Raw genomic sequence first — 14,523 nt, forward strand, 5'->3', positions numbered from 1 at the left:
TTGATAAATAAGTAGTGCAAAGATAGTAATAATTTGTAAATTAGCTGATTTGTGAATTATAAAATTACAATTCACCTCCTACGCCTTTGTACTTTTCTACAAAAGCAGCTATTTTGCGAAAGACAATTTGTTTTTTGGTTCGATATTGTGGGTTTAACGGACTCATTTTAGGCAAAATGCTATTAAGGTCAGTGCCATTTTCGCTAGCATATTCGCGTTTTAGAGAAAGCTGTATATATCGTTTAGCCGCCTCTTCATTTAGGTTTTCTTCCGCGATTAGCTCGGCAGCTTCAGCTTTTTGTCGCTCTTGGGCATAAGTGAAGAACGCTGCTATGATAGTCGGTTTGTCGTCAATAGTATCTAAATTAGTTTCATTGATAAAATCTACTATAAGACTTTCCTTGGCACGGTTACCTATGCTGGCACGGATAATGCGACGCACTTCCTCTACTAAAGCCTCTTTGTTTTTGTTCTTTTTGTGGTGTTCTAAGATGAGTTCGAGGATATAATCGAGGTCTATTTCTTGAGATTTGAGCAAATCTACTTCAAAAACCACCTCTTCCCAATCAATTAACTGTTTTTCTTGCTCTTTGTTCTCGCGTTCCTTGCTCACCCAATCACGTATATCGTTATAAGTAGATTTATAATCTTGCACTAATCGGTCTTTTAGTACCTCTAATTGCACCATAGAAGCGACTTGTTCTTCGGTTAGGAAATGCTCCTCGGCAAAGGTTTTTAACTCTTCAGGGTTATTTTTATCAATCGTTTGTAGCGCTTTGAGATGGGTAAACTCATCGTAGTTTTGCAAGATGTTTTCCACCTGCAAATATTCGCCAAAAAGCTTTACAAAGGCTTTCTTATCGGCAGTAGTGTGAATTTCATCGGGGTCGGGGAATTGTTCTTTTAGTTCTTTTACAATTTCGTTATAGCCTCGGCAAGCTTTACCGGTAATAATATCAGTAAAGCCCTCAAGATACTCTTGGTAGCTTTTTTCGAGGATTACATTCTTGGTGCTCTTATCGCCGAAAAGGGTAATAGCATCGATGGTAGCTTTTTCTAAATCGCGAAAAGTAACGATATTACCAAAGCTCTTAGTGCTGTTGTAGATGCGATTAGTGCGAGAATAAGCCTGCAAAAGTCCGTGATAGCGTAAGTTTTTGTCTACAAACAACGTATTGAGCATAGGGGCATCAAAACCAGTGAGGAACATACCTACTACTATCATCAGGTCGACTTCTTGATTTTTCACACGGTTACTCAAATCGCGATAGTAGTTTTCAAACGATTTGCTTTCTAATGAAAAGCTTGTTTTAAACATCACATTATAGTCGACAATGACTTTTTCTAAAAACTCTTTGGCACTGACATCCATAGCGGAAGGTTCGAAAGTTTCGTCGGTAATGTCGCCTATAGCATTTTGTTCTTCATTGGCAGCATAAGAAAAGATAGTCGCTATCTTGAGCGGTCGGTCGCTATTTTTTTGCAAGGCGTTGAGCTCTTGGTAGTAGCATTTGGCAGCCTCTACACTACTAACGGCAAACATCGCATTGAAGCCCTTATTACTGCCCTCATTCCTGTGGGTTTTGAGGCGGAAATTGCGCAAGATGTACGTAGCTATTTCCCTAATACGTTCGGGGTGTAGCAAGAGGCGTTTGTTTTCGGCAGCACTGAGTTTGGCTTCATCTTGCTCGGTTTCTATCTCCTTAAATTGCGGACGCACATCGTTGTAATCTACTTTGAATTTCAGTACTTTTTCATCGCGAATGGCATCGGTAATTACGTAAGCGTGCAGTTCGCGACCAAACACGCTGGCAGTAGTTTCGCTGCCCAAAGCATTGTCGGGGAAAATAGGGGTGCCTGTAAAACCAAATTGGTAGTACTTTTTGAACTTCTTTTTAAGGTTCTTTTGCGCTTCACCAAATTGGGAACGGTGTGCCTCATCGAAGATGAAGACAACTTGCTGGTCGTATACCGGCAAATGCTCTTCACTCCTCATCAGGTTGTTGAGTTTCTGGATAGTAGTAACAATAATTTTATGGTCGTTCTTGGTTAAATTCTGTTTGAGTCCGGCGGTACTACCCGAACCGTTTACGCTATCGGGCGAAAAGCGTTGGTACTCCTTCATCGTTTGATAATCCAGATCTTTGCGGTCTACCACAAAGAATACTTTATCAATAAAATCGAGCTGGGTAGCCAATTGGGCAGCTTTAAAACTGGTGAGTGTTTTGCCCGATCCTGTAGTATGCCAGATGTAACCTCCCCCCTCGAGAGAACTCCAGTGCTTAGCCTGATAGGCACTTTTAATCTTCCAGAGCAGTCGCTCGGTAGCGGCTATTTGGTAGGGGCGCATCACTAATAGAGTATCGCTTACATCAAGCACCGAATAGGTGAGTAGCACTTGTAACAAGGTATTTTTCTGAAAGAAAGTAGCGGTAAAATCCTTAAGGTCTTTAATGAGGGTATTATCGGCTCTTGCCCAATTCATCGTAAAGTCGAAGCTGTTTTTATTACGCTTTACGGTATTAGCAAAATAGCGGGTGTCGGTACCGTTCGAAATGACAAATAGTTGCAAGTATTTGTACAGTGAACTCTCGCTATTAAAGCTCTCTTTGCTATAGCGGTGCACTTGGTTAAATGCCTCGCGGATAGCCACGCCTCTTTTTTTGAGTTCTATTTGCACTAAGGGCAAGCCATTTACCAAAATTGTTACATCATAACGATTGGCGTGAGAGCCTTTCTGTTCGAACTGGTTGATTACTTGTACCTTATTGCGAATGATATTTTTCTTATCTACCAAATAGATATTTTGTATATGCCCATCGTCGAATACAAAGTCGTAGATATAATCGCGGTGCAGTTTGCGCGATTTTTCTACCAAGTTATCGCTGGGGGCATCTAAATATTCCTCTACAAAACGCTGCCACTCGGCATCGGAGAAGGTTACGCTGTTGAGGTTCTGCAGCTGCGTGCGCACATTTGCCAAGAGTGCTGCGGGGGTAGTAAGCTGCGGCAGGTATTCATAGCCTTGTTCTACCAAATCCTCTATAAATTCGCGCTCTAACGCATTTTCGCTTTGGTAAGTAGCGGGTGCTTCGCTCACTTTAGAGAGCTTTGTATAATTGTCTAAAACGATGTAGTTTTGTGTTTCGGCGATAGTGTTGTAGGTCATAATATGATTATAATTTATTTTATCTTATCTGTAAGGGCAAAGTCAGCGAGCTGGCGCAGCTGAGTATGTGAGGCAATTCGCCTATATTGTTTGAGGGTCAATTACCATTGACCCCTACGGTGTTATGTTTATCATAATGGAAAAACGATTGTAAATTATTCATTAAACATATCTTCTTCCCAGCGTGAGGGATTGGCATTTATATAATTGGCAATACGTTCGTGGTCGTTGTAATCTCTTATAATATGTTCATAATAATTTCGTTGCCATATATGTGGTAAATGATTGATAATCCATTCTTGTAGGGGATAATTGCCATTGGGCGAATTGCCATTGGGTGAATTGCCATTGGGTGAATTGCCATTGGGCGAATTGCCATTTGCCCCTACAGGGGTTATGAAATTCTTTATTCTCTTGGTGGTGGCGATTTTAAAACCTCTTACAATAGCTCCTATTGATTTTGTTGGTGAAACAAATTCACCTATCAGGCATTCATCGTTTTTATTATATGTTATTTCTACAATACCGTGTATATGATTAGGCATCACGATAAAATCGTGGATTATCACATTATCACGAATATTCATAGTATTTACCCATTCATCAGTTACGATTTGTCCTATTTCATTAAGGAACATCCTATTTTCAAAGATAGTACCAAAAATACATTCTCTTTCCTGTACGCATAAGGTTATAAAATACATTCCTTTTTGTGCATAATCATATCCTTGTAGGCGTATAGATCTACGGTGATGTATATCAGGGTTATAATAATAATTATTCATTTTTATTGGTTTATTGAATATTTGGGAATAATTCGCCCCTGAAAGGCGATTCGTTCTCAAATGTTGGGGGCAATTATTTGAGGGTCAATTGCCATTGACCCCTACGGTGCGATGTATATCATAACGGAAAAACAATCCGTAATTTATTACATTATTTACCTCATTACAATATATTGACAATGTTTGTGTCCCATTGTAGGGGCGAATTGTAATTCGCCTTCGAACAACAATCCTTCCTCAATGTTTAGGGTCAATTGCCATTGACCCCTACGAGGGGAACGACAATAATTTCTCCCTATAATACTCATATTGTTTTCTGCACAGGGCAATTTCTTTGGGCAGCCCCTCGCTGATAGAATTGACTAAGGTATCGAATTTATCAAGAATGTTGGCGATACGTTGTTGCTCTTCTAATGGGGGGAGAGGAATTTTTAAACTTTTTACTATTTGAGCATTAATATTTGTTTGAGATCCTGCCCCAAGAGATTTGATGTACTCATATTGATTTAATAAATAATAATATATGTATTTGTAATTTGCTATTTCTTCATTAACTTCAATATTAGCACAAGCTTGATTTGTTGTTAAAGGGATCTTGTTAATTCCCACTCTTCCAACGGTAGCCCCATACATTGCAATAATAACGCAATCCTTAGGAATCCACTTTGCACTTGAATTCTTTATGGCTTCTTCCGTTATTTTTATAGAAGTATCCCAAATCTCTCCATATCCAACTTCTTGTGTTCTTAACCAAGGAATCTCACCATTATAATACTCAGAAACTGTTGTTTTAGGCGTTCCGCCTGATGAAATTTTCTTTGATACTTCTCCCAGCGTTTTCCAAACTATCTTAGTACCCCCTCCTATCTCATTGAAAGTCAATAACTTATTGCGATAGTATTCATACTGCCGCTTGCGGCAGTCCAGCTCCGCCTCCAGCTCCGCCTCCAGCTGGGTGAACTTGTCCAAAATACGAACAATCTCTTGTTGGACAGAAAGAGGGGGAAGGGGGATTTGGAACTTCTCTGTGTCGGGAAGTGCAATTTGTGGCATCTGCATTTTAGATCCTAATTTTTGAAAGTAAGGTTCTTGTTGTTTTAGAAAATAATAGACATACTTAATATTAATATTTTCATTTTCTGAATAGTAAGACCACATTTCATTTTTGTGAGAAAAAGGTTTATCATAATACTCAAATTCGATAATACCACGAGACTTCACAATAATAGAAGGTTTTTGGTTAATATCTTTCTCAGGGATATCTTCAAAATCTACAAAAGCAAATGTTTTTCCTCCTGCAAAAATTTTCACAGGAGCTTTATCCTTATGTATAGCTTTCATCTGCCCTGCCGTTATTTTAGTACCTTTAGTTCGTTTCAGTACCTCTCCTAGCGGTTTCCATACTACTTCAGCGCCTTGCAGGAGGCGTTCTATATAAGGGAATATTTTAGGTTCTTGTGTCATTTGTTGTTATTATTGGTGTTTGAATAAAATAGGTTTTAGATTAAGCAAATTATGCCTAAAAATGATATATATTAACCAACTAAAGGGGTGAACTGTTTCCATTTTGGAAATAGTTACATCATTCTGAGTTTGCCTTATCAGTTGCAGTTGCCGAGATTTTCTCGGTAACTGAATTTTGTCAAGTTTTCCTTCTGCAACTGAAACCGCTTCTTGCGGTGTATTATAAATCAGATATTTTATTTCACTATTCATATCCTACCCCTCTATTTCTCTAATAATTCCCTCAATATCAGCCCTCAGTTCATTAATTCGCACTACGGTTCGCGCTACTTCGACGTTGAGTTGCTGAATATCTATCACCTCACGGGTATCTTTTGCCTCTACGTATGAACTCACAGATAGGTTGTAGTCATTTTCGGCTATCTGCTGGTTGTCTACTTGCACAGCGGTGTGAGGTACCGCCTCTTTGTCGGCAAAAATGCTAACGATACGCGTTATATGGTCATCAGTAAGTACGTTGTTATTGGTTTCTTTCTTAAAAAAGTCCTCACCACTGGCATCGATAAATTGGGTTCGAGTATCGGATTTGTGTTTGGAAAGTACCAATATATTCACGGCAATGCTGGTGCCGTAGAAGAGGTTGGGCGGTAGGGCGATAACGGTTTCTACATAGTTGTTATCAATGAGGTATTTGCGTATTTTCTGCTCGGCGCCTCCACGATAAAAAATACCGGGGAAACACACTATAGCGGCACGCCCTTTAGCCGAAAGGTAGCTGAGGGAATGCAAAACAAAGGCAAAGTCAGCTTTAGATTTTGGTGCTAATACACCTGCTGGCGCAAAACGGTCGTCATTGATAAGGGTAGGGTCGTCGCTACCTATCCAGTTCACCGAATAAGGAGGATTGGAAACGATGGCATCAAAAGGTTTTTCATCACCAAAGCAGGGGTTGATAAGCGTATCGCCTAAGGCAATATTGAATTTATCGTAGTTGATATTGTGCAGGAACATATTCATACGCGCCAAGTTGTAGGTAGTATGATTAATTTCCTGCCCAAAGAAGCCTTCTTCTATCTGGTAGTCTTCAAAGTGTTTTTTAGCTTGTAGTAGCAGAGAGCCCGACCCACAAGCAGGGTCGTAAATCTTGTTTACTGATGATTGCCCCAACAATGCCAACTGCGCAATGAGTTTAGAGACATTCTGAGGGGTAAAGAACTCCCCTCCCGATTTGCCTGCGTTAGCAGCATAGTTAGAGATAAGGAACTCATAAGCATCGCCAAAGAGGTCGATTTGATGGTTTTCAAAATCGCCAAAACTAAGCCCTGCCACTCCATTAATTACCGCGGCGAGGCGTTTGTTTTTTTCCTCAACGGTATTACCAAGGCGGTTGGAGGTAGTGTCGAAGTCGGCAAACAGTCCTTTGATATCTGCTTCAGAGGGGTAGCCATTGGCAGAGCTTTCGATAGCCGAGAAGATAGCGGCTAAATCGGTATTGAGATTGGAATTGGTATTCGCATTTTTAGCTACATTCACAAACAGCTGAGAAGGGTAGATAAAATAACCCTTAGTTTTTGTAGCATCGTCTTTTATTTCATGGTTAATAGCCTCATCGGGCAGCTGAGCGTACTGCACACTCTCATCACCACCTTCGATGAAATTAGTAAAATTCTCGCTGATAAAACGATAGAAAAGGGTGCCTAAAACAAATTGTTTAAAATCCCAACCATCTACAGCGCCGCGTACATCATTGGCTATTTTCCAAATAGCGGCTTGTAATTCTTCTCGTTGTTTAGTGCTACTCATATTTAATTTGTTGATTTATTAATTTGTCAATTAGCTGATTTGTGGAGCTTTCACACCTTCGCCGAAACTCACTTTGCTTTTGTAGATACGCATTTCGTCGTATAAACCTGCATTGATAAATTGTTGCAGGGTGTATGCGCCTCCTTCTACTATAAGGCTTTGGATATTGTGCTGGTAGAGCAGGTCACAGATTTGTTGAGGTACATTGTGGGTGAAGTCGATGCCTATTATTTCTGTTTGTAGCCCATAACTTTTATCACTTACTTTTTCCTTGTTAGCTATGAAAAGCGTTGGCTGTTGGTCGTTCCACACTTTAAACTCTTTAGGAGAGCGCAGGTGAGGGTCGATAATTACCCGTAGCGGATTTTTGCCATACCAATCGCGAGTGTCGAGCGAAGGATTGTCGGCTAATACAGTGCCTACGCCTACTAATATAGCTTGTTCTTCACTGCGCATTTTGTGTACTTCTTGGCGCGTATAAACATCGGTAATCCACACAGGGGCAAGCGTATCTTTGTGAGCAGGAGCGATAAAACCATCGGCAGTTTCTGCCCATTTGAGGAAGATATAAGGGCGTTTTTTCTCGTGAAAGGTAAAAAAGCGTTTGTTGAGTTCCCTACATTCTTTTTCCATTACCCCCACTGTTACTTCACAGCCCGCAGTCCGCAGTTTTTCAATACCACGACCAGCGACTTTAGCAAAGGGGTCGATCGTGCCAATCACCACGCGGGGAATGCAGTGTGCGATAATCAAATCGGCACAAGGGGGCGTTTTGCCATAATGACTGCAAGGCTCTAAACTCACATAGAGCGTACTTTCTGCTAGTAGCGACTTGTCTTTCACCGAGGCTATAGCACGTACTTCGGCGTGAGGTTCACCTGCTTTTTGGTGCCAGCCCTCACCGATGATTTTCCCTTCGTGCACTATCACACAACCTACCAGAGGATTAGGATATGTAGTGCCAAGTCCATTATAAGCTAATTGTATACAGCGTTTTATCATAGATATTAGGGGATAGGATTTAGGGAATAGGGTTTAGAGTTTAAGGATTAGATGTTTTTGCAAAGAGTTAATCATTTTTCCAATTTCTTGAATAAGAGAAATAGATTTTTCAATATCTGAATTATTGAGATAATGAATCTTAGTGCATAGTAATAATTGTGTTTCTAATTCAGCTTTTGACCCTTTGGCTATTGATAAGAAATGAATATATTCTTTTGTTGAGTTTCTTTCATATCCTTCAGCAATATTACTAGGAATAGATATAACAGCACGTCTTATTTGGTCACTTAAAGCAAAAAGTTCCTCTTTAGGAAGTTTTTTTACTAATCGGTATACCTCCTCTGCTAACTCCATAGATCTTTGCCAAACAATCAAATCTTTGTAATCTTCTATTTTTTGGTTGCTTCTATTGTCCATAACTTCTTATTTAACGTGAGTTCGACGCAAGTAATTATTAAACAATCTGCAAAATGTTTTAAATCTCTCACGAATTTCACGAATTTTCACGAATTTAGAATTGTATAAAACTCTTTGTTTTGTATTATCTCACGAATTTTCACCTGACGGTGAATTATTTTGTGAATATATTATGATATAAAGCTGTAAATCAATATTCTTTTATATCGAACTGACGTTATTTAGATACTTTGTTCTATCCCCTATCCTCTATCCCCTATCCTCTATCCCCTATCCCCTAATACCTGAATCCTTAAAACAAATCGTTCTCGGTGATGCTCTTGTCGTGTTTGGTATAGGCGGTAGGACGTTTGGCAAAGAAATCGTCGAGTTCGTTGCTAAATACCTCTTCTTCAAACCACATCATAGGTTTGGCTTCATCACCACTGATGTTGAAAGGCTTGTCTAAACCGAGTTGGGTAAGCGAGTCGTCAAGGCGGTAACGCATATAGTTAGCGAGGTCTTTTTTGCTGAAGAATTCTAACTCGCCTTGTTCAAAAATCCAGTCGAGCATCTTGTCTTCCAAAAGAATGTAGTTGCGGATAAAATTAGTAGCTTCGTGCTCGGCAATGGTTTTCATTTCGGGGCGTTCTTCAAATATTTTTTTGAGGATATAAATACCAGCATTGGCGTGCAATTGCTCATCAATAGAAGTCCAAGCAATGATGTTGGCTACATTTTTCAAATAACCTTTGAAACGTGTGAATGATAAAATAGTAGCAAACTGACTGAACAAAGAGGCGTTCTCTATAATAAGGGTGAAGAAAAGGATGCGCTCCATAGCATTCTCGCGGTTTTTAGCGAGGTATTCTTTTAGTATGTTGTTGCGCTCTTTGAAAATAGGCACTTCAAGGAGGTTTTCAAACTCGTTGTTGTAACCCAATACCTCCAATAAGCGCGCGTAGGCTTCGCTGTGGCGGAATTCACACTCGGCAAAAGTAGCGCCAAGACCGTTAAATTCGGGTTTAGGAAAGAGGTCGTAGAGATCGCCCCAAAAGGTTTTTACCGATACTTCTACTTGTGCAATACCTAATAAGGCACGCTTTACGGCTTCTTGCTCTACAGTCGATAAATTAGATTTAAAATCCTGAATATCGGCAGTAAATTCTACTTCAGAGTGCACCCAAAACGATTTGTGCATAGCGTTTACGAACTCCATAACCTCAGGATATTCAAAAGGTTTGTAGTTCTCGCGTTTATCAAAAATTCCCATTTTTATTGTGTTTTTATTAATAATTCAGGGGGCAAAGATAGGGATAATTTGACAATTAGCCAATTAGTAAATTAGTAAAATCACTCCTGTTCATAACTATGTTGATAACGTGTTAATTTTAATTGATAACTATTTCATTGTTGTTTTGCATTTTCTTCGTATCTTTGCCCTCGCAAAACAGAATAAAATTCATTTTAATAAAAAAGTTAAAAGCTATGGAAGAATTTGTAAAGTTAATCGAACAAATCTTGTATATGGAAAATTTCAACACTGAAGTTACTCCTGATTTGAAAGAAAAATTTGTAGCCTTGTACAACAAATTTGGCAACAGTGTACCTGATAAATACAAAGGTGATGCTAACAGAATGTACAATAAGTACGCTGCAACCGTAGGTAGCAATGCGTTTAGCTACGCTTACTAATAATGAATGTATTAGTAACCGGAGCCAGCGGTCAGTTAGGTTCCGAAATACAAAACAACACACACCGTATAAGCAATTATTATTTTAGCGATGCCGACAGCTTGGACATTACAGATGCCCAAGCTATTCGTGCTTTCGTTCAACAGCACGCTATTGACCTCATCGTGAATTGTGCAGCTTATACCAATGTAGATAAAGCTGAAGATGATTCTGCTACAGCCGAAGCTATCAATCACACAGCTGTAGTTCATTTGGCAAATGTGTGCAGCGAATTTCACTTGCCTCTTATCCATATTTCTACCGATTATGTGTTTGGAGGTACTAAAAACACGCCCTATCGTGAAACCGATGCTACTCAACCCCTCGGCGTGTATGGTCGTACCAAATTGGCAGCTGAGCAAGCTGTTCAAAACAGTGGAATTGAGTATCTTATCATCCGTACTTCTTGGCTTTATTCTCTCCGCTTTGGCAATAATTTTGTAAAAACGATTCAGCGACTTAGCAACGAGCGTGACCAGCTAAAAGTAGTAATCGATCAAGTAGGAACGCCTACTAATGCTGCCGATTTAGCCGATTTTATAGTGCAAGCTATAGAAAATGCTTGGTATCGCGGTAAGCGTGAAGTATATCATTTTTCTAATGAGGGAGTATGCTCGTGGTACGATTTTGCTGTGGCTATAGTAACCAAAGCGGGCAATGCTTGTGAGGTATTACCTTGTACTTCAGCCGAGTTTCCTAGTAAAGTTACACGTCCTGCTTATTCAGTATTAGATAAAACCAAACTCAAAACCGATTTTGGTTATCGCATTCCATATTGGAGAAATAGTTTTTTGAAAAAAGAGACTAACCTATAGATAAAATTTAGAAATATCTGAGAAAAACTTTATCTTTGCACTATTATTTACAAAATAATAACAACAAACTATCATTTGAAATATTATGAACCTGCCAAAATATAAAGTAATCCCTAATGAAATAGGAGATACTTATACTTTTGTAAGTGAAGGAAAAAAAGGAATGATTCATAAGATTATCTCCTTTCAAGAAATAGAAAAAGGTCTTTATAATTTAGGATTTGGAGATATGAATCCTATTACTAAAGAGTTAGATGACAAAGTTGTATCTAATAATGGGGATACTGAAAAAGTTCTAAGTTCAGTAGTTTCAGCAATTTATGCTTTTACAGAAAAATTTCCTGAGGCTTGGATTTATGCTGAAGGGAGTACTCCTTCAAGAACGAGATTATATCAGATAAATATAGTGAAATATTTTGATTTAGTAGAAAGAGATTTTGAACTACAGTGTCTTTTGAATCAAGAATGGGAAGATTTTCGTCCCAATATTAATTATGAAGCATTTGTAATCAAACGTAAAAGAGTAAACTATGACAACGAAACGAAATAAACCGGTGCGAAAACCTTTAAAGGTACAGAAAGAAACGCCTTATTATATATTGATGGAACCAGATTCTTCTCTTGATATATATAATAATCATCCTTATTTTGCTGAAAAATTAGCACGTGCTAAGGAAACAATCAAAAGAGTGGGCTTGCCTAAGAGTTTTACTCGTTAATATTTCTCTATGAAGAAATTTCCTCTTATCATACTTGGTATTTTAGCTCTTTTGGCTTTTACGCTACGCCATAAAGACGATATCTTCACCGACCCCGAATATATCGCTCAACTGCGAACGATGTATAGTTCTGGCGACCCTACAAAATGGGAAGCTCCTACCTTAGACAGCACTCTTGTAGCTGGTTTTCAAGATATAGGCTCATTACCTCCAATGCCTTTTCCCACTGATAATCCTTTCTCCGAAGATAAAAAAACGCTGGGCAAACTGCTCTTTTTCGACCCCCGTTTATCGCGTTCAACACAAATATCCTGCGCTTCTTGTCACGATTCTCAATTGGGCTGGGGTGACGGTCGCAGTGTGTCGTTTGGACATAACCGCCGTACGGGGGTACGCAACGCAATGACTATTCTCAACACGGGCTATTATACTTCTTTCTTTTGGGACGGCAGGGCTGCTACTTTAGAAGCTCAAGCCTTAGGTCCTATGACCGACCCCGTGGAAATGCACTCTACCCAAGATTTATCGGTAAAACGCATTCGCAAAATTAAAGGCTACAAACCTTACTTTGTAAAGGCTTTTGGTGACGATAAGATAACTATCGAACGTATTACCCAAGCTATTGCTACTTATGAACGCACTATTGTGAGTGGCAAAAGCAAATTCGACCGCTTTATCAGTGGGGATAAAAAACGCTTCACCGATGAGGAAGTTGTAGGCTTACACCTTTTCCGCACCAAAGCGCGCTGCATCAATTGTCACAATACCCCTCTGTTCTCCGATAACCAGTTTCACAATGTGGGACTTTCCTATTACGGACGTATGTACGAGGATTTAGGCAAGTACAAACACTCTAAAAAGAAAGAAGATGTGGGGAGCTTTAGAACACCATCGCTTAGAGAGGTGGCACGCACTGCCCCTTATATGCACAATGGCTTTATGCCCGACCTTGAGGGGGTTGTGGAGATGTACAACATAGGAATGCCACGCCCTGAACCTCGCGAAAACCAAAAAAAAGATACGCTTTTCCCTACTACCGACCGCCTATTGCAGCCTCTGAACCTCAGTAGAAAGGAAAAAGAAGCCTTGGTAGCTTTCCTCAAAACACTTTCTTCACCGGCTTATCACGAACGAATGCCCGAACTCCCCCAATAATGACTACTATCGACCTACAGAAATACCAGCACTTTTCATTTGATATGTGGCTCACAATCATCCGTTCTCATCCTGTTTTCAAAGAACAACGAGACCGATGGTTGCGCTACTATTTTAGCATTACTGCACCTTTAGAAGAGGTGCACAAAGCGATACGTACGGTAGATTTGCAAGCTAATGCCGAAAGTGAACGCACGGGGCTACACATCCCTCAGCAAGTGCTTTTTGAGAGAGTACTCACGCTGTTGAATGTTCCCATAGATGAAAAGATTGATTGGGAAGCGTGTTTTGCAGAACAGGAAACTCTCTTTTTGCATTATATGCCTCAGCTATTAGACCCTGAGATTGATGAGCTTTTCGCCGAAATTCAATCGCAAGGGAAGACCATAAGTCTGTTGAGCAATACGGCTTTCATTAAGGGGAAGACCTTGCATAAGGTATTGGTGTACTACGGATTAGCATCCTATTTTTCATTTGAACTCTATTCCGATGAGGAAGGAATTGCCAAACCTAACCCCGCGATTTTCCAGAAGGCTTATGAGCTTACTAACGCCTTGCGCCCCGTTGAAAAAACTCAGTGGCTGCACATAGGCGATAATCCTATTGCCGATATACAAGGTGCTACCAATGCAGGTTTGTGCGCCTTTCTTATCTCTTAACTTTTATCTAAATTAAATGAATAAACGTTTTAGTCTGCACTCTATAGAGAGCGCCGAGGCTTGTACTTTTAGCGAAGCCGCCTACAGTAGATTTAAATTTGGCGACACAGCTGTTGCCGAACAATTTGGCAAAGAACTCTTTGCTGGGTTTATCGCCCAGCACAGTGATTTCATTTTAGCACAAGATGAAATTGTGCTTTTGCCAAGTCCGTATTACGCAATTCCTACTGCATCCGACTATCTGTGTCATTATTTTAAGAAAGAACTGAACTACTTTCTTTTTCAACACGACCGCAAATCTTGCGTAACTGCCAAAATACACCGCAATCAAACCTACGTGCAGGATTATGGCAATATGAGCTATGAACAACGCGTAAACCTCATTGCTAATGATACTTATTACATCGATCGCACTTTTATAGAAGGGAAATGCTGCTTGCTTATTGACGATATCAAAATCACTGGTAGCCACGAACACACCGTGAACCGCATTCTCAAACAATACAACGTACAAGGCGATTTCTTTTTCTTGTACTACGCCGAACTTACCAATAAGGATATAGACCCTAAAATTGAAAATCACTTCAATTATTTTGCTATCAAAACTCCTACTGATCTTATTGGACTGATGAAAAGTGAGCGTTTTGCTTTCAATACGCGCATCATTAAGTATATTTTATTACTTCCTGAAGCTGAATTTGACAAAATATATAAAGCTATAACCGAAACCCAACGAAAAGAGATTTTTGAATGGGCAATTAGTAATAATTATCACCAAATAGCTGAATACAGAACTAATTTACTAAAAATAGCACCTTAATT

Annotated in this window: 14 protein-coding genes; 7 read left to right on the top strand and 7 right to left on the bottom strand. The window is 39.6% G+C overall.

The features are described from left to right. Positions 1–64: 64 nt before the first annotated feature. From JMN12_RS09115 to JMN12_RS09145, 7 genes are all read right to left on the bottom strand, one after another. On the bottom strand, positions 65–3,169 hold the full coding sequence (locus tag JMN12_RS09115; protein WP_203138744.1) for a type I restriction endonuclease subunit R: 3,105 nt from the start codon (positions 3,167–3,169) through the stop codon (positions 65–67). A 155-nt stretch (positions 3,170–3,324) separates the two neighbouring features. Then, positions 3,325–3,954 carry a transposase gene (locus JMN12_RS09120; protein WP_203138745.1) on the bottom strand — a complete coding sequence of 210 codons (630 nt, stop codon included), beginning with the start codon at positions 3,952–3,954 and terminating at the stop codon, positions 3,325–3,327. 267 nt (positions 3,955–4,221) lie between these two features. Next, the gene (locus tag JMN12_RS09125; RefSeq protein ID WP_203138747.1) at positions 4,222–5,418 is read right to left on the bottom strand and encodes a restriction endonuclease subunit S; all 1,197 of its coding nucleotides are present in this window, start codon (positions 5,416–5,418) and stop codon (positions 4,222–4,224) included. Between the two features lie 255 nt (positions 5,419–5,673). Then, positions 5,674–7,221 carry a type I restriction-modification system subunit M gene (locus JMN12_RS09130; protein WP_203138748.1) on the bottom strand — a complete coding sequence of 516 codons (1,548 nt, stop codon included), beginning with the start codon at positions 7,219–7,221 and terminating at the stop codon, positions 5,674–5,676. A 30-nt stretch (positions 7,222–7,251) separates the two neighbouring features. Then, a complete protein-coding gene (ribD, locus tag JMN12_RS09135; protein WP_203138750.1) occupies positions 7,252–8,223 on the bottom strand; it encodes a bifunctional diaminohydroxyphosphoribosylaminopyrimidine deaminase/5-amino-6-(5-phosphoribosylamino)uracil reductase RibD in 972 nt (323 codons plus the stop codon). Between the two features lie 33 nt (positions 8,224–8,256). After that, positions 8,257–8,640, bottom strand: a complete 384-nt coding sequence (locus tag JMN12_RS09140) for a four helix bundle protein (RefSeq protein WP_009412551.1) — start codon at positions 8,638–8,640, stop codon at positions 8,257–8,259. A 292-nt stretch (positions 8,641–8,932) separates the two neighbouring features. Continuing rightward, a complete protein-coding gene (locus JMN12_RS09145) occupies positions 8,933–9,892 on the bottom strand; it encodes a ribonucleotide-diphosphate reductase subunit beta (protein ID WP_002678478.1) in 960 nt (319 codons plus the stop codon). A 215-nt stretch (positions 9,893–10,107) separates the two neighbouring features. Between JMN12_RS09145 and JMN12_RS09150 the strand changes: the two genes are divergently transcribed. From JMN12_RS09150 to JMN12_RS09180, 7 genes are all read left to right on the top strand, one after another. After that, on the top strand, positions 10,108–10,314 hold the full coding sequence (locus JMN12_RS09150) for a hypothetical protein (protein ID WP_034555269.1): 207 nt from the start codon (positions 10,108–10,110) through the stop codon (positions 10,312–10,314). A 2-nt stretch (positions 10,315–10,316) separates the two neighbouring features. Next, positions 10,317–11,168 (top strand): dTDP-4-dehydrorhamnose reductase, encoded by an 852-nt coding sequence (rfbD, locus tag JMN12_RS09155; protein WP_203138752.1) that lies wholly within the window; start codon positions 10,317–10,319, stop codon positions 11,166–11,168. An 85-nt stretch (positions 11,169–11,253) separates the two neighbouring features. Beyond that, the gene (locus JMN12_RS09160; RefSeq protein ID WP_203138754.1) at positions 11,254–11,718 is read left to right on the top strand and encodes a DUF6934 family protein; all 465 of its coding nucleotides are present in this window, start codon (positions 11,254–11,256) and stop codon (positions 11,716–11,718) included. Further along, on the top strand, positions 11,699–11,887 hold the full coding sequence (locus JMN12_RS09165; RefSeq protein ID WP_203138755.1) for a hypothetical protein: 189 nt from the start codon (positions 11,699–11,701) through the stop codon (positions 11,885–11,887). Before JMN12_RS09160 ends, JMN12_RS09165 begins: the two co-directional genes overlap by 20 nt. A 9-nt stretch (positions 11,888–11,896) precedes the next feature. Then, on the top strand, positions 11,897–13,042 hold the full coding sequence (locus JMN12_RS09170; RefSeq protein ID WP_203138756.1) for a cytochrome-c peroxidase: 1,146 nt from the start codon (positions 11,897–11,899) through the stop codon (positions 13,040–13,042). Next, positions 13,042–13,701 (top strand): HAD family hydrolase, encoded by a 660-nt coding sequence (locus tag JMN12_RS09175; protein WP_203138757.1) that lies wholly within the window; start codon positions 13,042–13,044, stop codon positions 13,699–13,701. Before JMN12_RS09170 ends, JMN12_RS09175 begins: the two co-directional genes overlap by 1 nt. Positions 13,702–13,717: 16 nt before the next feature. Then, positions 13,718–14,521 (top strand): phosphoribosyltransferase family protein, encoded by an 804-nt coding sequence (locus JMN12_RS09180; protein WP_203138758.1) that lies wholly within the window; start codon positions 13,718–13,720, stop codon positions 14,519–14,521. Positions 14,522–14,523 lie beyond the last annotated feature (2 nt).

It is taken from the genome of Capnocytophaga genosp. AHN8471 (assembly GCF_016806945.1).
Lineage (GTDB): Bacteria > Bacteroidota > Bacteroidia > Flavobacteriales > Flavobacteriaceae > Capnocytophaga > Capnocytophaga periodontitidis.